The organism is Chitinimonas violaceus (genome assembly GCF_052601015.1).
Genome location: NZ_JBQXDJ010000023.1, coordinates 13,504 through 33,036, shown reverse-complemented (window position 1 = coordinate 33,036; position 19,533 = coordinate 13,504). Strand labels below are relative to the sequence as shown.

25 protein-coding genes are annotated in these 19,533 nt (G+C 54.0%); 8 read left to right on the top strand and 17 right to left on the bottom strand.

Annotation, left to right across the window (positions count from 1 at the left end; genetic code table 11):
- Positions 1-50: 50 nt before the first annotated feature.
- The 14 genes from iscX to ACUHMQ_RS10035 form a co-directional block, all read right to left on the bottom strand.
- On the bottom strand, positions 51-245 hold the full coding sequence (gene iscX, locus ACUHMQ_RS10100; protein ID WP_445295340.1) for a Fe-S cluster assembly protein IscX: 195 nt from the start codon (positions 243-245) through the stop codon (positions 51-53).
- Between the two features lie 23 nt (positions 246-268).
- Positions 269-625 (bottom strand): ISC system 2Fe-2S type ferredoxin, encoded by a 357-nt coding sequence (fdx, locus tag ACUHMQ_RS10095; RefSeq protein WP_445295339.1) that lies wholly within the window; start codon positions 623-625, stop codon positions 269-271.
- A gap of 275 nt (positions 626-900) precedes the next feature.
- Entirely contained in the window at positions 901-2,763 is a 1,863-nt protein-coding gene (gene hscA / locus ACUHMQ_RS10090; protein ID WP_445295338.1) for a Fe-S protein assembly chaperone HscA, read from the bottom strand.
- Positions 2,764-2,847: 84 nt separating this feature from the next.
- Positions 2,848-3,078, bottom strand: a complete 231-nt coding sequence (locus tag ACUHMQ_RS10085) for a DUF2789 domain-containing protein (RefSeq protein WP_445295337.1) — start codon at positions 3,076-3,078, stop codon at positions 2,848-2,850.
- A 54-nt stretch (positions 3,079-3,132) separates the two neighbouring features.
- The gene (hscB, locus tag ACUHMQ_RS10080) at positions 3,133-3,666 is read right to left on the bottom strand and encodes a Fe-S protein assembly co-chaperone HscB (protein WP_445295336.1); all 534 of its coding nucleotides are present in this window, start codon (positions 3,664-3,666) and stop codon (positions 3,133-3,135) included.
- A 134-nt stretch (positions 3,667-3,800) separates the two neighbouring features.
- Complete coding sequence (gene iscA, locus ACUHMQ_RS10075; protein ID WP_445295335.1) at positions 3,801-4,124, bottom strand: iron-sulfur cluster assembly protein IscA; 324 nt, start codon at positions 4,122-4,124, stop codon at positions 3,801-3,803.
- A 2-nt stretch (positions 4,125-4,126) separates the two neighbouring features.
- On the bottom strand, positions 4,127-4,510 hold the full coding sequence (iscU, locus tag ACUHMQ_RS10070; RefSeq protein ID WP_445295334.1) for a Fe-S cluster assembly scaffold IscU: 384 nt from the start codon (positions 4,508-4,510) through the stop codon (positions 4,127-4,129).
- Between the two features lie 212 nt (positions 4,511-4,722).
- Positions 4,723-5,931: an IscS subfamily cysteine desulfurase gene (locus ACUHMQ_RS10065; protein WP_445295333.1), complete on the bottom strand. Its 1,209-nt coding sequence runs from the start codon at positions 5,929-5,931 to the stop codon at positions 4,723-4,725.
- Between the two features lie 70 nt (positions 5,932-6,001).
- Entirely contained in the window at positions 6,002-6,496 is a 495-nt protein-coding gene (iscR, locus tag ACUHMQ_RS10060) for a Fe-S cluster assembly transcriptional regulator IscR (RefSeq protein WP_445295332.1), read from the bottom strand.
- Positions 6,497-6,569: 73 nt separating this feature from the next.
- Complete coding sequence (gene cysE, locus ACUHMQ_RS10055) at positions 6,570-7,322, bottom strand: serine O-acetyltransferase (protein ID WP_445295331.1); 753 nt, start codon at positions 7,320-7,322, stop codon at positions 6,570-6,572.
- 172 nt (positions 7,323-7,494) lie between these two features.
- Positions 7,495-8,643, bottom strand: a complete 1,149-nt coding sequence (locus ACUHMQ_RS10050) for a M14 family metallopeptidase (RefSeq protein WP_445295330.1) — start codon at positions 8,641-8,643, stop codon at positions 7,495-7,497.
- Positions 8,640-8,804 carry a hypothetical protein gene (locus ACUHMQ_RS10045; RefSeq protein ID WP_445295329.1) on the bottom strand — a complete coding sequence of 55 codons (165 nt, stop codon included), beginning with the start codon at positions 8,802-8,804 and terminating at the stop codon, positions 8,640-8,642. Before ACUHMQ_RS10045 ends, ACUHMQ_RS10050 begins: the two co-directional genes overlap by 4 nt.
- A gap of 52 nt (positions 8,805-8,856) precedes the next feature.
- The gene (locus tag ACUHMQ_RS10040) at positions 8,857-9,252 is read right to left on the bottom strand and encodes a YchJ family protein (protein ID WP_445295328.1); all 396 of its coding nucleotides are present in this window, start codon (positions 9,250-9,252) and stop codon (positions 8,857-8,859) included.
- Positions 9,245-10,438, bottom strand: a complete 1,194-nt coding sequence (locus ACUHMQ_RS10035; RefSeq protein WP_445295327.1) for a JmjC domain-containing protein — start codon at positions 10,436-10,438, stop codon at positions 9,245-9,247. Before ACUHMQ_RS10035 ends, ACUHMQ_RS10040 begins: the two co-directional genes overlap by 8 nt.
- Positions 10,439-10,448: 10 nt before the next feature.
- Between ACUHMQ_RS10035 and ACUHMQ_RS10030 the strand changes: the two genes are divergently transcribed.
- The 8 genes from ACUHMQ_RS10030 to ACUHMQ_RS09995 all read left to right on the top strand — a co-directional run bounded on the left by ACUHMQ_RS10030 (position 10,449) and on the right by ACUHMQ_RS09995 (position 17,651).
- Positions 10,449-10,919, top strand: coding sequence for a peroxiredoxin (locus tag ACUHMQ_RS10030; protein WP_445295326.1), 471 nt, complete (start codon positions 10,449-10,451; stop codon positions 10,917-10,919).
- A gap of 27 nt (positions 10,920-10,946) precedes the next feature.
- Positions 10,947-11,432, top strand: coding sequence for an FKBP-type peptidyl-prolyl cis-trans isomerase (locus ACUHMQ_RS10025; protein ID WP_445295325.1), 486 nt, complete (start codon positions 10,947-10,949; stop codon positions 11,430-11,432).
- 556 nt (positions 11,433-11,988) lie between these two features.
- Positions 11,989-13,440, top strand: coding sequence for a cytochrome-c oxidase, cbb3-type subunit I (ccoN, locus tag ACUHMQ_RS10020; protein ID WP_445295324.1), 1,452 nt, complete (start codon positions 11,989-11,991; stop codon positions 13,438-13,440).
- Between the two features lie 13 nt (positions 13,441-13,453).
- Positions 13,454-14,068, top strand: coding sequence for a cytochrome-c oxidase, cbb3-type subunit II (gene ccoO / locus ACUHMQ_RS10015; RefSeq protein ID WP_445295323.1), 615 nt, complete (start codon positions 13,454-13,456; stop codon positions 14,066-14,068).
- A 14-nt stretch (positions 14,069-14,082) separates the two neighbouring features.
- A complete protein-coding gene (locus tag ACUHMQ_RS10010; RefSeq protein ID WP_445295322.1) occupies positions 14,083-14,250 on the top strand; it encodes a cbb3-type cytochrome oxidase subunit 3 in 168 nt (55 codons plus the stop codon).
- The gene (gene ccoP / locus ACUHMQ_RS10005) at positions 14,251-15,174 is read left to right on the top strand and encodes a cytochrome-c oxidase, cbb3-type subunit III (protein ID WP_445295321.1); all 924 of its coding nucleotides are present in this window, start codon (positions 14,251-14,253) and stop codon (positions 15,172-15,174) included.
- Between the two features lie 442 nt (positions 15,175-15,616).
- The gene (gene ccoG, locus ACUHMQ_RS10000) at positions 15,617-17,071 is read left to right on the top strand and encodes a cytochrome c oxidase accessory protein CcoG (protein WP_445295320.1); all 1,455 of its coding nucleotides are present in this window, start codon (positions 15,617-15,619) and stop codon (positions 17,069-17,071) included.
- A 67-nt stretch (positions 17,072-17,138) separates the two neighbouring features.
- Positions 17,139-17,651, top strand: a complete 513-nt coding sequence (locus ACUHMQ_RS09995) for a FixH family protein (RefSeq protein WP_445295319.1) — start codon at positions 17,139-17,141, stop codon at positions 17,649-17,651.
- 65 nt (positions 17,652-17,716) lie between these two features.
- Here the strand turns inward: ACUHMQ_RS09995 and ACUHMQ_RS09990 are convergent, their stop codons facing one another.
- From ACUHMQ_RS09990 to ACUHMQ_RS09980, 3 genes are read right to left on the bottom strand one after another with little or no spacing between them, the layout of a single operon-like run.
- Positions 17,717-18,250, bottom strand: coding sequence for an AAA family ATPase (locus ACUHMQ_RS09990; protein ID WP_445295318.1), 534 nt, complete (start codon positions 18,248-18,250; stop codon positions 17,717-17,719).
- Positions 18,243-18,839 (bottom strand): nicotinamide riboside transporter PnuC, encoded by a 597-nt coding sequence (gene pnuC, locus ACUHMQ_RS09985; protein WP_445295317.1) that lies wholly within the window; start codon positions 18,837-18,839, stop codon positions 18,243-18,245. Before pnuC ends, ACUHMQ_RS09990 begins: the two co-directional genes overlap by 8 nt.
- A 49-nt stretch (positions 18,840-18,888) precedes the next feature.
- The gene (locus ACUHMQ_RS09980; RefSeq protein WP_445295316.1) at positions 18,889-19,464 is read right to left on the bottom strand and encodes a cysteine hydrolase family protein; all 576 of its coding nucleotides are present in this window, start codon (positions 19,462-19,464) and stop codon (positions 18,889-18,891) included.
- Positions 19,465-19,533 lie beyond the last annotated feature (69 nt).

Below are 19,533 nucleotides of genomic sequence, written 5' to 3'. Positions count from 1 at the left end.
AAAAGGCGCTGATGCGCCCTTTTTGTACTCCTGCAGCAAAGCGATGGGAACTACTCTGCTTCGTCCATCCAATTCAGCTGGATGGCCTCCAAAATCTTCTCGCCACAATGTGCTGGGTCGTCATCAAACCCTTCCAATTTCAGCACCCATTGCCTCAAGTCGGTGAAACGTATGGACTTGGGGTCGGTATCCGGAAATTTGTCGCAAAGCGCGATGGCAATCTCACGTGAGTCTGTCCATTTCATGATCTGCTCCTTTGCCGTGACGGTTAAACGTCCCAGTCTTTGTCGTAGTGCTCACGTGCATGATTGATGGTGTACTTGGGAATTTCCACGGTAAGGTCATCCTTCGTCACAACCGCTTGGCAAGATAGGCGCGAGACACTCGTCAGCCCCCAGGCTTTATCGAGCAGGTCATCCTCCTCCTCTTCACTCGGGGCCAAGCTATTGAAGCCCTTTTTCACGATGACATGGCAGGTGGTGCAGGCGCATGACTTCTCGCAAGCGTGTTCAATCGCAATGTCGTTGTTCAACAAGGCATCGCAGATAGTCTCGCCAGACTCAACCTGCAAGGTCGCACCCTCGGGACACAATTGGGCATGGGGTAGTACGGTGATGATGGGCATATTTGCCTCTCGCTGTTTCTTCAAATGTCTTGCAAATACCAGCGCGGGCTAAGTCAGTTCTCACCCGCGTAGAAAAAGAATGATGCAGTTGCCGTCAGGATTGCGCAGATGCGCTGCACGCCAAAGCCAGGGATCCACAATCTAGCTATCGATCTGCCGGCTTAGAGCCACTAACAAAACCCAGCGAAGCAGTTCTGGCTAGGCGTGTACGCGCAGACAGTACGCGGGTACGGCAAGCTTACACAACAACGCCATAAGGGTTTTGTTAGCGGCTCTTAACCCAGCTCGCTCAACTTATGGCCAGTCAATCCACGCTTCACCGCTTGGTCCATACGTTGTCCTGCAAAATCAGCCGTGGCTTGATTCAATTCCTCGGTACGCGTACGAATCAACGCAGCATCTTCACCACCCGTGGCCTCGTGCAGCAACGCAATCGCTGCCTGCACTTTCTTGTGTTCCGCTTCGCTTAATAGCGCAGCATCCACGGCCAGGGCGGTTGTCGTCGCCGTCATAAGACTCTCGGCCTCGACTCTCGCTTCTGCCAGGCTACGGGCTTTCATGTCGGCACCGGCATTGGCCAGCGAATCCTGCAGCATCTTGGCAATCTCATCGTCAGCCAAGCCATACGACGGCTTCACTGCAATGCTGGCTTCAACCCCGGTCGACTGCTCCCGTGCGAAAACAGCCAAGAGGCCATCGGCATCCACCTGAAAAGTGACACGGATACGGGCCGCACCCGCTGCCATCGGCGGAATGCCACGTAGCTCAAAGCGCGCAAGGCTGCGGCAATCGGCAACGAGTTCGCGCTCACCTTGTATGACATGGATAGCCATCGCAGTCTGGCCATCCTTATAGGTGGTGAAATCCTGCGCACGTGCAGTCGGGATCGTGCTGTTGCGTGGGATGACCTTCTCAGCTAGACCACCCATGGTTTCCAACCCTAATGAAAGCGGAATCACATCCAACAGCAGCCATTCATCGTCGCTCTTGTTGCCGGCCAAGGCATTGGCCTGCATGGCTGCCCCCAAGGCAACCACTTTGTCGGGATCAAGATTGGTCAATGGCTCACGACCGAAGAACTCAGCCACTGCACGGCGGACATGGGGCATTCGGGTAGCCCCCCCAACCATCACAACCCCCTTTATATCGTCGACACCGAGTTTCGCGTCCCGCATTGCCTTACGCAAAGGGTTGATGGTCTTCTGCACCAGGGTCTTACTGATAGTCTCGAAAGTCTCGACGTTCAATTCCACATCAATCACAGTGCCGCTTTGCAGCTTGGCTGTGATACGGGTGGCATCATGCTCGGATAAAGCCTCTTTGGCTTCACGCGCGCGGGTAAGCAACAAGCGGGTATCTTGGTCGCCCAGCAGACTTAAGCCTGCCTGCTCGGCAATCCAGCAGAAAATGCGTTGGTCAAAATCATCCCCTCCCAGCGCCGAGTCTCCCGATGTTGCCAATACTTCGAAAACACCTCGTGTCAGCTTCAAGATCGAGACATCGAAAGTACCGCCACCAAGGTCGTAGACTACATAAGTGCCTTCAGCTGCGTTATCCAGACCATATGCCACGGCAGCGGCTGTGGGCTCATTCAATAGACGCAGCACATTCAACCCCGCCAGCAGGGCTGCATCCTTGGTAGCTTGCCGTTGTGCATCATCAAAATATGCAGGAACCGTAATCACCGCCCCCATCAGTTCACCGCCAAGACTGGCCTCTGCCCGTTGTTTAAGTACACGGAGGATTTCAGCCGAGACTTCCACGGGGCTTTTTTCGCCAACTATCGTCTTGAGTTTGAGCATGCCCGGCGCATCGACAAAGCGATACGGCGTTGCGGCCGAATCCGGCAGGTCTTTCACACCGCGGCCCATGAAACGCTTGACCGACACAATGGTGTTTCGCGGATCTTCTGTCTGCTTGGCTTGGGCACGATGGCCGATGGTGATCTGGCCATCTGCCGCGTAATGCACAACCGAAGGCAACAGATTGCGACCTCGCTCGTCCGACAGCACAGTGGCGGACCCGCTACGCACCGTCGCTACCAGCGAATTGGTCGTACCAAGGTCAATACCGACCGCCAATCGATGCTGATGGGGAGCAGGAGCCTCGCCCGGTTCGGCGATTTGAAATAAAGCCATATCACTTTCATCTTCATAACCCCGGACAAAGCGTTGCATATGTCCGGGTTGGCCAACGGGCCGTTGCCCTTCTTTAACTGGTCGCTATTTACTCAACAGCAGCGCCAACTCATCTATCACCTCGGCCCAATCACCATCCTCGGCCAACTCCTCTGCAAGGAAACTGGACTGAAAAGGCTGCCAAAAGTCAGCTTCCGACAACGCAACACCGGGGGGCAAAGAGTGCGCCGCGACAAAGGCTTTCATTGCAGGCACATCGTTCGGCAACCCCAATTGGGCAAACAGCCCGCCAAAATCATGTTTGCTGGTATCCATTGCAGCATCCTTTCAATTGCAGTTAGTTAGCCAAACTGACGCTGTACCCATGATTCAGTCCAACAGCACCTCGACAGCATCACCTATTTCCTGATCCAGCTTTTCCAGAAACCTGAGCTTGCGCACCGTCAGGGCTGCATGCTCATAGTCATGCTGTACATCCAGATCAATAACCAATGCTGCTTCCAATCCGCGTCTTTCCTTGCCCAAATCTTCGGCTAATTGGTCCAATGCCGGCATATCCTGGCTGGCGCGTGCATCCGCTACCGTTTCACGCCATTCCATCTGCTGCATTAGGAAAGCCACCGGCATCTTGGTGTTCGTTTCTTCCTGCGTATCAACCCCAACCAGCTGCAGCAGATAACGTGCACGCGATATGGGGGACTTCAGAAGTTGGAAAGCTTCATTCACGCGGGTGGCCGCTTGCAATGCCTGTCGTTTGTCGGCATCAGGCAAACTGGCGGCGCGATCCGGATGATATTGCGTCTGCAACGCCCGATATGCTGACTCCAGCACGGCACTATCCAACGCAAACGTACGCTGCAAGCCAAATAAAGAGAAATGATCCAACGAGAAATCAAAAGCCATGGTGTTCCAACCTGTTTACCCGGTGCAATAAAAAGCAACGCCGCTTATGGGCGGCGCTGGATTTCCTCTCGCCCGGTTCATCACGAGCTCATAACCTGTCACAGCCTTACTGCAGGGAACAACTGAACAGGTGCTCAGGTATTGAAACTTTCCCCGCAGCCGCACTCGTCCTTCACGTTCGGGTTATTGAACTTGAAGCCCTCATTCAAGCCTTCCTTGACGAAATCAAGCTCGGTGCCATCCAGATAAGGCAGGCTCTTGGCATCGGTAAAAATCTTGACGCCGTGGCTCTCGAAGGCTAAATCATCATCCGAAGCCTGATCGACAAACTCGAGCTTATAAGCCATACCCGAACAGCCCGATGTACGCACAGCAAGCCGTACACCAACCCCTTTGCCACGCTTGGCAATGTAGTTAGCAACATGCTTGGCCGCTTTTTCCGACAGAGTAAGCGCCATGATCAAGCCTCGTGTTTGGCCTTGTAGTCGGCTACAGCTGCCTTGATGGCATCCTCAGCCAGGATGGAGCAGTGAATCTTGACCGGTGGCAACGCAAGCTCTTCAGCGATCTGCGTATTCTTGATCGCCATGGCCTGATCCAGGGTTTTGCCCTTCACCCATTCGGTGATCAGTGAGCTTGAGGCAATTGCCGAACCGCAACCGTAGGTCTTGAACTTGGCGTCTTCAATCACACCGTCCTGACCCACTTTGATCTGCAGCTTCATCACATCGCCACAGGCAGGCGCACCTACCATGCCGGTTCCTACCGATTCGTCACCCTTTTCAAAAGAGCCGACGTTACGCGGGTTTTCGTAATGATCGATGACTTTTTCGCTATATGCCATTTTTCTAACTCCTTAGCGGGACCCCAGTTGTTCCGCTTTTATTTCAGTGATCCGTACGGGAACGAATCAGAGCGATGCACTTAGCATCTGTTCAAAATCTGCTGCCAGTGATACGGCGTTAAACACCCTCGGAATGCTGACTTACCCCTTCTAAGCACTACTTCCTCGGGTGCGTTTGCCTTGTCTTAGCTCGCGAGACTTTTAACCAGCTCTTAGTGCGCCGCCCATTGCACCGTATTCAGGTCGATGCCTTCCTTGAACATGTCCCACAGAGGAGAGAGTTCGCGCAACTTGCCGATCTTTTCGTGAATCAGCTTGATGGCGTAATCGATGTCTTCCACCGTGGTGAAACGACCGATGGTGAAACGGATCGACGAATGCGCCAGCTCATCGTTACGGCCCAGGGCTCGCAGCACATAGCTGGGCTCCAGCGAGGCTGAAGTACACGCAGAACCACTCGATACGGCCAAGTCCTTCAAGGCCATGATCAGTGATTCACCTTCGACATAGTTGAAGCTGACATTGAGGTTATGGGGCACACGGGCATCCATATCACCGTTCAGGTAAACCTCTTCCAGGCCGGAGATGCCATGCCACAGGCGATCACGCAGCATACGAATGCGATCCAGCTCGGTCGCCATCTCTTCCCGTGCAAGCTTGAAAGCCTCACCCATACCAACGATCTGATGCGGCGCCAAGGTTCCAGAACGCATACCACGCTCATGACCACCACCGTGCATCTGTGCTTCCAGGCGAACACGCGGCTTACGGCGCACGTAAAGCGCGCCAATACCCTTCGGGCCGTAGGTCTTGTGGGCCGAGAAGCTCATCAAATCAACCTTCAGTACTGAAAGATCTAGCACAATCTTGCCGGTCGCCTGGGCTGCATCGACATGGAACAAGATGCCGCGCTCACGCAACAATTCGCCCAGCTCTGCTATTGGCTGTACCACACCGATTTCATTGTTCACACCCATGATGGACACAAGAATGGTGTCATCGCGCAGCGTAGCCTTGAGCACTTCCATATCGACCAGACCATTTTCCAGCGGGCTCAGGTAAGTAACTTCAAAACCCTCGCGTTCCAACTCCCGCATGGTATCGAGCACCGCTTTGTGCTCGGTCTTCATGGTAATAAGGTGCTTACCCTTGTCTTGGTAGAAATGCGCTGCGCCTTTGATGGCGAGATTGTTGGACTCGGTCGCACCAGACGTCCAGACAATTTCCTTGGCATCGCAATTAACCAGTCTGGCCACTTCTTCGCGGGCATTCTCAACGGCTTCCTCCGCTACCCAGCCAAAAGGATGAGAACGGCTGGCCGGGTTGCCGAACTGCTCAGTCAACCAAGGAATCATTGCCTGGGCAACACGCGGATCCACCGGTGTGGTGGCGGAATAGTCGAGGTAAATCGGCAGTTTCATTTACTACGCTCCATGCGGTACATCAACTCCCAGTTGAAAAAGGACCTTTTGGCCTCTCTACATCAACAGATCAAACGATGATCTGTTGTTCTTGCGTGCTCTTGCGCTTGTCGTGCAATACGCTGCATTCAGGGCTGGCTTGCGCGGCAGGACATTGACCACGCTGTTTCTCGATCAGGTCCGCCAAACTCACCGATGCAAGGTATTCATAGATGGTACGGTTAAGGTCAGACCACAAGTCGTGCGTCATGCAGCGCTTGTTATCTTCAAGACAATTTTCCTTACCGCCGCATTGAGTGGCATCCAAGGGCTCGTCCACCGCGGTAATGATGTCGGCCACCGAAATAGCCGCCACCGGCCGCGCCAGGCAGTAACCCCCACCGGGGCCACGCACGCTATCCACAAGGTTATTGCGGCGCAGTTTGCCGAACAACTGCTCAAGATAGGAAAGTGAAATCTGCTGCCGCTCAGAAATACCCGCCAAGGTAACCGGCCCTTTCTGCTCACGCAGGGCCAAGTCCAACATGGCTGTGACGGCAAAGCGGCCTTTAGTGGTTAAACGCATATGCGTTCCTGAGTATGTATAGCTCGAAGAATAAAATACCCGACTTTTTTAGTCAAGCTTTTAACCAACTGATTTAGTCAACAATTCGGTTCAGATAATTAGGATCAAATTTATCGGCAGTAGCACGCTCTTCTGCGCAATCCACACCCAGATGTTCGAGGCGTTGCAGTATCTTTTCTATCCGCGCATCAATATTCGCGCTATGGTCAACCAGCCCATGGATAGCCTGCACGACCGGGTCATTCATCTGACTTGAAATCGCATAGGCCGAAAACCCCATCTTCTCCGCAGCAGCTTCCCGCACTTGGGCGGCCTCGCTCGCTACAATACGGGCGGGTATGCCCACAGCTGTCGCGTTGGCCGGCACATCCTTGACTACTACAGCGTTCGAGCCGACCTTGGTACCAGCATGTAATGTGATCGGTCCCAAAATCTTCGCGCCAGCACCAATAATCACGCCGGCTTCCAACGTTGGGTGGCGCTTGCCTTTATTCCAGCTCGTTCCACCCAAGGTCACACCGTGGTACAGCGTGCAATTATCCCCAATCACCGCCGTCTCACCGATCACCACACCCATGCCATGATCGATAAACACACATCGTCCTATCGTAGCGCCAGGATGTATCTCAATACCCGTCAGAAAGCGGCTGATATGCGAGGTAAAGCGCGCCAACCACTTGAAATTGTTACGCCAAAGCATATGGGCGAGTTGATGGAATGTCAGCGCATGCAAACCGGGGTAACAGGTGAGCACTTCCCACGTCGAGCGTGCAGCCGGATCACGCTCGAAAACAATGGCGATATTTTCACGTAGTCGCGCAAACATTGATGGCTCTGGGAAGCGTCGGAAAAGGCCGAGGATTTTACTCGACTATTTCATGTGCTGAAAGAAATGCCTGCGCGAGATGCACCAAAAATATTCCTTCCATACGGGTGCCATTAGAAAACAAAACACCTCGCACCAGCGAGGTGTCTTTTAGCCAGGAAGCCCTTTGTAATCAACGGACCTGATCAACCATCGCCAAAATAGGCGACAACACGCCAGCTCCCAACTTCTTGGAACGCTCACCACTCCAGCCGTATTCCTCATCGGGCAGGTCCGCGTTGTCCTTGAAGGGCATTTCGATGGTGTAGGCAAGGCAATCAAATTGCTGCCCGACCCAGTTCGTTGCCAAGGTCAGATTGGCTTGGCCCGGGGCTTCCTTTTCATAGCCATGAACGTCCTGGAAATCGGGTGAGATGGCCATCCAAGCAGCTTTAAAAGCATTTTCCAACTTATGCAACCTGTCGCTATAACCTGGGTTTCCCTCGCAACCAGCCACGAAGTTATAAGGGCGGATTTCATCGCCATGTACATCCAGAAAAAGATCGATACCTGTCGCCAGCATCTTCTCACGAACTAGGAACACTTCCGGGCTATGTGACATGGATGGGTTCTGCCACTCGCGATTCAAGTTGGCGCCCGCCGCGTTGGTCCGTAAATTACCCCTTGCCGCACCGTCTGGATTCATATTTGGCACGACGTAGAAACAGCACTTACTCAGCAATACCCTGCTGACCGGGTCGTCCACATCAAGCAGGCGTTCCAGAAAACCTTCGATAAACCATTCAGCCATGGTTTCACCTGGATGCTGCCGTGCAGTCAGCCAAACCTTTTTCTTCTTCCCCAGCGGTACAGGCGCCAATTCATCGGTAATGCGCAAGAGTGTCATGTCCCGGCCATCCAGGGTATTCCCAAGATGCTCCAGCTCGACCTTGTCCGATTCACCGGCAAAGCCGATCAGATCGAGATGCCGCTCATAGCTGTACGGCTCGAAATAGGCGAAGTAAATACTGTTGGCTACAGGGGTGACACTCGCTGTCATGACCTGACCATCAAACTCCGTGGGGATACGGAACCAGTGCTGGCGGTCGTAACTAGCCACCACGCGGTAACCATACCAATCCGGATATGCTGACTTGCCGGCATTTAAAAACCGCAGCTGCGTCGGCAACCCTACAGCCCCTTGCAGGCGGAAATGAAACCACTGAGCGAATTCACTCGCATTGTCAGGCTTGATTCGCAATTGGATGTCACGATGATCAACCAAACTGACCACCTCGATAGAACCAGAATCAAACTGGGTGCTAATCGTTAGCTTACTCATAGGGTTTCCTTTTCAACCAATGCAGCGCAGGGCTCGCCTGCCGAAAACGGGTTGCCGAAAGATCGACGATATTTCACAAAACCACGCTTGCGGTCGCCTTGATAGGCATTCTGTTCAAAAAAGCGATGGGCATCCTCGCGCTCAGTACTGCTGAGCAACATGATCTTGCTGCAGCTGTGCTCAAGGCAGATGGCATCTACCGCTGCTAGCAGTTCACTCCTCGACGTCCCCGTCGAAGTAATACCAGCGATTACCCTGCCGGACGAAATTACTCTTTTCCGTCATCTTGGCTGCCTTGCCACCAATCTTATATTTGGCGACAAACTCAACCGTACCCTCCAGACCATCCACGCCAAGCTCCGTCCCAACAATGGTAAGGCCAACCCACTTCACATCGTCGTTAAGGTCTAACTCGGCCGGCCGGGTATCCGGGTGCCAGCTGTACAAGAGGTAATCCGCCTTCTTCAGCACGTAAGCGGCATAACGCGAACGCATCAGCGCCTCTGGCGTCGGTGCGTGGATTTTTTCCATGTGGTACATAAAACAGCAGTCTTTATAGGACTTGCCACTGCCGCAGGGGCAGTCAGAAGGGAAGGCGTACTTAGCCAAGATGCAGGTATCCGTATTGGTAACAGGGGTAAAGCGCAGCAATGAGCGTAGCAGGATAAACGGCGGGTGGCAGTCGACGTTGGTTAGCTAACTGTCGTAAATGTTCAATTGCATCCAGCCCTGCGTCCAGCGTTTCGCCGTTGATGTAAAAGCGTGCGTCGTCAAAAAGCAGTACGGTTTTCATGTCCAACTGAACGCCTTGCTTGGCCAACTTGCGGGCAAAGGCGGGCTCGCTGTCCTCTTCGTCCGGCGAGTCGTAGAACACGTGGGCTTTGGGTTCGGAAAAATAATGTCCAATGAATTCACGCACCTCAGCCTCATTCCAGCGTATGCCATCCAGCATGGCTTTAATGCGTACTACAAAATCGTAGGGCACCCGTGCTGGATCAATGGGCTTTTGCAGATTAGGGTCGGCATATAAGCCATCAAGTTCGATCCGATCCCGCAGGAAATCCAGGAATGCCCCGCCCATCTCCTGCGCGCTCGGCGCACGAAAACCGATAGACCACGTTTGCCCTGCCTCCAACGCTACGCCTTCGTGCGCGTATTTGGGCGGCAGATAGAGCATGTCGCCATGTTCCAGCACCCATTCCTGCTCGGCTTCAAAGCGCTTCAATATCTTGAGCGGCGCATCTTCCGCCAAATCCAGGTCAGTTTGCGCGGAAATACGCCAACGCTTTTTGCCGCCAACCTGGAGCAAAAAGACGTCATAACTGTCAAAGTGAGGACCAACGCCGCCACCGGCTGGCGCATAGCTGATCATCAAATCATCGAGGCGCACATGGGGAATGAAGTCGAATCGGTACAGTAACTCGGTTGCAAACGGAACATGATGGTTGACGTTCTGGACCAACACAGTCCAATCCGTGGGCAGCAAGCGTTTGAAGCGATTCGGCCGAAAAGGTCCGGATTCACAAGACCATTTACCCTGTTTGTTCTCAATCAAGCGGGACTCGACATCATCCTGCGTTGCAAGCGCGATCAGATCGGCGAGTTCAGGTTGCCAGTCGAACTGGCTCACGGCCTGGCGAATCAAGAGGGGCTTCTTTTGCCAGTAATCGGACAGAAATTGCTCGGCTGTCAGATTCCCGAGTAGCGATTTGGGCATCTGGGCTATATAGGGGAAAAGTAAGGTGGCCCCGATTATCGCATCCCAGGCCAGACCATGCAGCAGGGGGAAATTCACCGAGGTACATATGCTGACACCAGGCCAAGCTGCACCCGACTTCGAGCTACCCGACGCCGCAATGGATATGGTCAGATTGTCTGACTATCGCAATAAACAGCAAGTCGTACTGTATTTCTATCATCGTGATGACGCACCAGGGTGCACAGTGGAGGCCCTGGAGTTCACTGATCTGGCCGAACACTTTGCGAAGTCCGGCACCGTGGTGCTCGGTGTCAGCCTGGATGACCCATTCTGCCATGAGGTTTTTCGCGACAGGCACGGCCTCTTGGTGCGGCTTTTATCCGATAGCGAATCAGAAGTTTCAAAGAGCTACCACACACTTCGGCAGTTGGAACGCAATGGCGTGGTAAAATTCGGCACCATCCGCTCGACATTCATCGTCGATCGCTCAGGCACGCTGCGCCACGCGCTGTATAACGTTGCTCCGCGCGGGCATGCGGCGGATGTCCTCAAACTCATTCAGCAACTTGATGCCTGACTGGCATCACCCCAAGGAAATCCGCCCATGGAAATCGCGAAGAACTCGGTAGTCGCCCTGCAATATGAAATGTTTGATGCCGAAGGCACCTCGCTGGACAAAACCCAGCCAGACGAGCCGATGGTTTACCTGCATGGCGGCTACGACGGCATTTTCCCTGTGGTGGAAGAAGCCCTTCATGGCAAGAAAGTCGGCGAGAAAATCGACGTGACCATGGAGCCCGACGATGCTTTTGGCGAATACGACGCTGAATTGGTGCGTATTGAATCCCAGGACGTTTTCCCGGCAGAACTGGAAGTCGGCATGATGTTTGAAGCCGATGACCCTGAAAGCGGTGACGTGATGCTGTTCACCGTAACCGAGATCGCCGACGGCAAAGTCGTGGTCGATGGCAACCATCCGCTGGCCGGTAAGCGCATCCGTTTTGTCGCTACGATTGCAGAAGTCCGGGCTGCTTCCAAGGAAGAACTGGACCACGGCCACGTCCACGGCCCACATGGTCATCATCACTAAATCTAAGTAGCGACCCCGAAAAAAACGGCGAACCCAGGTTCGCCGTTTTTTGTTTTTGTTTTCTGCTCAGCCGCGGACTATAGCTAGCAGAGATGCCGACGAAATGCCTTTCGATACAATTGCTTGGCTGAGTCAGCAGACAAGCCGGCCATACCCGTAATTAAGAAATTGTCCTTAAAAAATGAGAACCGTTCTTGATGAGTAGCCTCCAGCAAGCTGAATTGCCCTCTACATGGACCTTTGGGAGTAAATGCTCGATTGCCCGCCGCCCTAGCTGACGGTAAGATTTGCGGTTTCGCAGCAAAGATTTAAGTACTGATATGCAGGTACTTTCTCGGCCTCGTCCCGTACTTATTCAGTGCGCCGCTGACGCGGTTGATATAAGTCAAGGCCGACATCCGGTGTCTGCGGTAGGCTGAACGAGCCCCCTGGTACCTACGCTGCAGCAACCACCAACAAATCCGGTTCTGCTACGGTCGCGCCCCCTGTTTACCTCAGGCTGCGTACGGTATCGCAATACGGCCTGTTTGTTTTATACGCGTTTTCGGAGACTTCCATGCAAGCCAATTCGGCGCTTGAACCCCATCACGGGGTGGAAACCTTCAATTACCAAGTGGTGCGGCAGTTCAGCATCATGACGGTAGTCTGGGGGATTGTGGGTATGCTGGCCGGCGTAGTCATCGCCGCTCAGATGGCTTGGCCAGAACTGAATTACGGTCCTTATTTCCATTTCGGCCGCTTACGTCCACTACATACCAATGCGGTCATCTTCGCCTTTGGCGGCAGCGCATTGTTCGCCACCAGCTACTACGTCGTGCAACGCACCTGTGGCGTACGCCTGATTTCCGACAAACTCGCAGCCTTTACGTTCTGGGGTTGGCAACTCGTTATCGTCCTCGCCGCGATCACTTTACCGCTGGGTTATACCCAGGGTAAGGAATACGCAGAACTGGAATGGCCTATCGATGTGCTGATCACGATAGTCTGGGTTACCTACGCCTATGTGTTCTTCGGCACCATTGCCAAACGTACCCAAAAACACATCTATGTGGCTAACTGGTTCTACGGTGCTTTCATCCTGGCGGTGGCGTTGCTGCATATCGTCAACAGCATGGCCGTACCCGTCAGCATGTGGAAGTCCTACTCGGCTTACGCCGGCGCTGTGGATGCCATGGTGCAATGGTGGTATGGCCATAACGCGGTGGGCTTCTTTCTGACCGCCGCCTTCCTCGGGATGATGTACTACTTCATCCCCAAGCAAGCGGGCCGTCCTGTTTATTCCTATCGCCTGTCGGTGGTGCATTTCTGGGCGCTCGTCTTTACCTATATGTGGGCGGGACCACACCATCTGCACTACACCGCGCTGCCTGACTGGACGCAAAGCGTGGGTATGGTCTTCTCCCTGATTCTGTTGGCGCCAAGCTGGGGCGGCATGATCAACGGCATCATGACCCTGTCCGGCGCGTGGCATAAGCTGCGTACCGACCCGATCCTGAAGTTCCTGATTACTGCACTGTCTTTCTACGGCATGTCGACCTTTGAAGGCCCGATGATGTCGATCAAGACCGTCAATGCACTGAGCCACTACACCGACTGGACCATTGGCCACGTGCACTCTGGCGCCCTCGGTTGGGTTGCCATGATCTCGATTGGTTCCATCTACTACCTGATCCCACGCCTGTGGGGCCGTGACAAGATGTACTCCATTCCCTTGATCGAAGCACATTTCTGGATGGCAACGCTGGGCGTGGTGCTCTATATCGCCGCGATGTGGATCTCGGGTGTGACCCAAGGCTTGATGTGGCGTGCCACCAATGCGGATGGCACGTTGACCTACGCGTTTATTGACTCAGTCAAGGCCAGCTACCCCTACTACTACATCCGCGTACTGGGTGGAGCATTATTCCTTAGTGGTATGTTCGTGATGGCCTACAACGTGGCCCGCACCGTCATGCAGGGGAAGTCGGTGGATGCGCCGATTCCTGCTCTGCAACACGCCCACGCTTAAGCCGAGAGACGTCATGAACAGAATTCAAAGATTGATCGAAGAGCATGTCGGCTACCTGATCGTATTCACGATACTGATTATCAGCGTGGCCATGATGGTGGAAATCCTGCCATTGATGTACTCCAAGTCCACCACGCAGCCCACGCCAGGCGTAAAGCCATATGACGCACTGCAACTGGCAGGTCGGGACGTTTACCTGCGCGAAGGTTGCTACAACTGCCATTCGCAGATGATCCGCCCCTTCCGTGCCGAAACCGAACGCTATGGCCATTATTCGGTTGCTGGCGAGTCCGTCTATGACCATCCGTTCCAGTGGGGTTCCAAGCGTACCGGTCCCGACCTGGCGCGTGTCGGCGGCCGTTACTCGGATGAATGGCATGTGGTGCATCTGACCAATCCACGCGATGTTGTGCCCGAATCGAACATGCCCGCTTTCCCATGGTTGGCATCCGGCAAGGTTGACCCAACCAAAGTACAAGCCAGCATGACGGCACTGCGTAAGGTTGGCGTGCCCTACACCGATGCTGAAATTGCTGAAGCACCAAAGCTTGTGGACGGCAAGACGGAAATGGATGCGGTTGTCGCCTACTTGCAGGGCCTGGGCCTTGCTTTGAAGGGCATACGCTAAGCGGGAGCTTTGCCATGGATATCAATCTGTTTCGGGAAGTACTCACTGTGGCTGGATTGGCTTGTTTCGTTGCCATCGCCCTATGGGCCTATGGCAAACCAGCCAGTCAGCGGTTTGACGAAGCCGCCATGCAGCCGATCAATGACGACGACCTGCCCCATGAGCAGGCCGGGAGTAAGTAAATGAGCGATTTTATTAGCCAATTTTGGAGCTACTGGGTCACCGGCATCGTTGTGCTGTCGCTGATCTGGCTGACCTATCTGCTCAGATCGCAGAGCGTGGTCAAGCTACCCAAAGGGCAACAGGCCGATGTAACCGGCCACAAGTGGGACGAAGATCTGGAGGAGTACAACAATCCCCTGCCCATGTGGTGGATGGGACTCTTCTACATCACCATCGTCACCGCAGTGGTGTATCTGGTTCTATATCCCGGTCTGGGCAGCTTCCCGGGTGTGTTGAAGTGGACAAAGATCAGTCAGTACGAGCAGGAGTCGGCTGCGAAGGAAGCGGCTATCAAACCCCTGTACGATAAGTACCTGAAAGTCGATATCGTTGCGCTGTCCAAGGATGAGGAAGCACACAAGTCCGGCCAGAGCCTGTTTCTGACCTACTGCATGCAGTGCCATGGTTCCGATGCACGCGGTGCGAAAGGCTTCCCGAACCTCACCGACAACGACTGGCTTTATGGCGGCACGCCCGAAAAAATCGTGGAAACCATAAACAATGGTCGTTCGGGCCAAATGCCGGCCTTTGGCGCGGCCTTTGGTGAAGAAAAGGTCAAGGACGTCGCCAACTACGTGCTCAAGCTCGCCAGCCGGAATTACGACGCGGTACGTGCAGGCCGTGGTGAAACAACTTTCGCCCAGGTTTGCGTGGCCTGCCATCAGGCCGATGGCAAGGGCAGCCAATTGATCGGCGCGCCTAACCTTACCGACAAGATCTGGCTGTATGGCGGCAGTGAACGCGCCATCATCGAAACCATCACCAATGGCCGCAAGAACCGCATGCCTGCTTGGAAAGATGCTTTAGGTGACGGCAAAGTGCATCTGCTAGCTGCCTATGTTTATGGCTTGTCGCACCACGAACAAGCAGCACAAAACAAATAGACCCATTGCCGCCATGTCGTTACCCACGACATGGCGGCCTCTAGTGCGACAGCAAGTCGCAGGCCGGATGCGGCGTTGTCCGGTACGCTCTTAAGTGTAACTAACACGTAGACGGCTTCCCAAAGCCCAGTGGCTTTTGAAAACCGTTTCCGGACCGTTGAGCCTGTTCATGGCTATTCATGAGCAGTCGTCAGCAGAACAAGAAGCAAAAGCCGGAAATTTTCTATAGGAGGCGAAGAACTTCTTGGCGCGAAGCGCCTTGGAACTTGTTCTTCAAGATCTGTTACGAGCAGCTGTCAGCAGGGTGCGGAGTAGTGCGTAAGCCCTGATCACCGCTGCACAGCAAGATCGAGAACCAGTTCTTAACAGTTCGACGTCCCCCTTGTGGGGGCTTTCGAGCAGCACATGAACCCGATCATGGTTGCCAAAGGTCACAGAACCTATGTCCCAACAATCCTTCAAAAACATTCCCATCAAGGTGCTACCGGCACAACCGGCTGAAGACGCTGTTGAATACGAAGATCGCGTCCTCTATGCCAAAGCCAAGAAAGTCTACCCACGCTGGATTACCGGCCGCTTCACCCAATGGCGCTGGTTTTGGCTGGTCGCCACCCAGGTGTTCTTCTATGGCATGCCTTGGCTTAATTGGGGCGATCGGCAGATGCTGCTGTTCGATCTGGTCGATCGTAAGTTCTATATCTTCAACCTCATCTTCCTGCCGCAGGACTTCATCTACCTGACAGCGCTGCTGTTGATGAGCGCATTCGGCCTCTTCGTCTGGACCTCGATCGGGGGGCGGCTCTGGTGCGGTTATTCCTGTCCACAAACGGTCTACACCGAAATCTTCTTATGGGTCGAGAAGTGGGTCGAAGGCGACCGTATGGCCCGGATGAAGCTCGACAATGGCCCGATGAATGCGCGTCGCCTCAGACTCAAATACACCAAGCACGCCATCTGGCTTGTGATTGCAGCCTGGACTGGGTTCACCTTTGTCGGTTATTTCTCGCCTATTCGCGAGTTGACCTCCTCGGTACTCAACTTGAGCACCGGCCCCTGGGAAACCTTCTGGATCCTGTTCTACGGATTCGCCACCTACGGCAATGCCGGCTGGATGCGTGAGCAGGTCTGCAAATACATGTGCCCCTATGCGCGTTTCCAGAGCGCAATGTTCGATTCCGATACCTTGATCATCAGCTACGACACAGGACGTGGCGATCCGCGTGGTAGCCGTAAAAAAGGGGAAGACTATAAAGCCGAAGGCAAGGGTGACTGCATCGACTGCAAGCTGTGCGTACAGGTCTGTCCAGTCGGTATCGATATCCGCGATGGCTTGCAATACGAATGTATCGCCTGCGGTGCCTGTATTGATGCCTGTGACAGCATCATGGATAAGATGGAGTACCCACGTGGCCTCGTGCGTTACACCACAGAAAATGCCTTGGCGCACAAGTACCCGGAATCGGAAATCGCCAACCACATCTTGCGCCCCAGGGTGATCCTCTACAGCGTCATGTTGATGGTCGTCACAGCTGGCGTGGTCATGTCGCTGATGTTCAAGTCCCCTTGCAAGGTCAACGTCATGCGGGACCGTAACGCACTGGTACGTGAAACCGATGAAGGCTTGCTGGAGAACAGCTACCGATTGCAGATTCAGAATACGGATGAAAAGGGCCACCGCTTTATCATCCGTGCTGACGGATTACCCGACTTGAAAGTACTGACAGACCAAGGTGAAATCGTCGAAGTCCCCGCCAACGGCTCAGCCCAGGTTGGGATACGGGTACAGGTTGAACCACAGTTCGTCTCACGTGGCTCCAAGAAAATCTACTTTGAAGTTCAAGCAGCGGATGACCTGACCCTCAAGGTACGTGAGAAATCGAGCTTTATCGGGCAGTAAGAATCTTCTGGTGGTGTATTTGTACGCGATACACCACCTCCCCTACTTTCAATATGAGTTACACCCTATGTCTGAATCCAGCCACTGGTATCGCCAGCCCGTTGTTCTGCTTTTTCTCAGTTTGTTATTGGTAACTGTCGTTGCCTGTATCGGCCTGATGTTTGTGGCAGTCAAAACCGACGATGGTCTGGTGACTGATGACTATTACAAGCAGGGTAACGAAATCGGCATGGAGATGTCCCGCGATACAGAGGCTGCCAAGCTCGGACTATCAGCCCAGCTTTTTCTTGCCCAGGATGGCCTCAGTCTCCGCGCATTGATGATCCCGCTGCCCGACAAATCCCAGCCGGTCACTCTACGGCTATCCCACCCAACCCGTGCAGGCATGGACAAGGTGTTCGAATTAAAACCAGAAGAGGGCGGTATGCTGGTGGTCCAACTGGAGAAACCGTTGCCAACCCAACGCTGGCTGGTGCAGCTGGAAGAAAATGCACATGACGGGAAAAGCGATTGGCGCTTGCGTACGGAGGCTATGTTGGCGCCGGGGGAGTCGATTACCCTACGTCCACAAACACCCTAAGAACCCTTCACGATCTTACTGCGCAGTTGTAATCAGGGCTTGTGTGTTGCTCGTGACAGATCGCGTCACTTTGGGTAAGCAATAGCTCCTAAGCATTGTAAAACCATCGTCACACGCTCATCGGGTGTTCCACTGACCACACAATACGGCACACCAGCCGCCTGTAATGCCGCCTCGTAACGGGCAAACAAGGCCTGCCGGTCATTTGGGTTCTCGCGTAGCGGGTCGGCTTCCCAGGCGATGTCCGGTGTAGGCAGGATATGCAGCGCGTAATCCCGTGCAGGCCACGCCATCTCAATCGCCACAGGGCAATGACCAAATCGCACTTCCGCCCAGATTTTGCACACGAGCGCGTTCGTGTCACACACCAGCCATTCATCGCTCATTTGCCCATGCCACCGCCCCGCGTCACACTCGCTGGCATGTTGGCCTTGGGCAATAGCAATCACATCGTCCAATACGTAAGACGTATCACCCTTCGCAGCAAAATAAGCACGGGCGTACTCATCCACCCAAGGCGCACTAAGCGCTGCCGCTAGATCCCGCGTCAAAGTCGTTTTGCCAGATGACTCGGCCCCAACCACGGCAAGTTTACGCATCGGCTGTATTCCGCATCAGCTTGCGCCAGTCCCACCAACCGTAAGCTGCCAATACCGCCAGCAACAGGTAGAGCACCCCCGTCACCTGCAGATTTTTATGCAAGTAGATGCCCGCCGCAAGCAAGTCGAGTGCTATCCAGGCAGGCCAGTTCTCTAATTTGCGCCGGGCTTGTAACCACTGGGCCAATACGCCAAAGACAAATACGGTGGAGTCCAGCCATGGCAGGTCAGTCGGCAGGAAATTGACCTGGAGATTCGCCACGATCACGGTACTCAGCACGCCTATCCCCCAGAACAGCACATAGTCCTGCCGATTCATCCGACTGATGGGCAATTCAGCCTTGGTAACCCCTCGTCGCCACTGAAACAGGCCGAAGATCGCAAGCAGGACATATAGCCCATTCAGTGCCGCCTCACCGAATAGATGAAACTGCACGAAAAGACCCACGTACAGCATGCCCGCCGCCATTTGCAAAGGCCAGGTCAGCCAATGGTTACGCGCAGCCAGCCAGATACCGGCAATGGTCAGTATGAAACCGACTATTTCGAGCTGTGTCAGCGCGCTTAATTGGGCGAAAAAGGCTTGCATGGGTGATTCAGGGTAAAGTACAAGGCCGGCAGTATACGCACTGGCTTTATCAGTTCAAGCTGGGCAACTCGCTCACTGTAACCACCTTGGCGATACGGATCAGCTGCGCAATTGAAGCACGATGTTCCTGTTCATCAGCAGCTGCGCACGCATCCTCCAGAATCACTATCTGATAGTCACGATCGTGCGCATCACGCACTGTGGATTGAATCGCCCAAGTGGTGCTGACACCGCACACCACCAGGCGTTCTACCTTATTTGCCCGTAACGCCGCTTCCAGTACCGAGGCATAGAATGGATTAACGCGAGGCTTCACCACTACGACGTCGCTAGCTTGTACGTCCAGATCAGCATGAAACGCCGTACCCCATTCCCCCAATGTCAGCACCTTGCCCAAATGTGCTTTTCCAAACATAGGCGAATCCTTGGGCTGTTCCTGATAGGCAGCTGAAAATCCCACCTTCACCAGAATCGGCAACCAGCCATTTGCCCGGGCATATTGCAAAGCGGTATTAGCCTTGGTAATCGCTTGGCGTTCTTCGACATGCGCAGCACAACTGGGAATCTTCCCTTCCGCATGCACAATGTCGTTAATGAAATCAATGACAATCAATGCTGTTTTCATCGAGTAGTCCTTATCTTGGTACGCGTCTATCGGAATGCGTAAGAACCTGCTTACGATCTTACTGCGCAG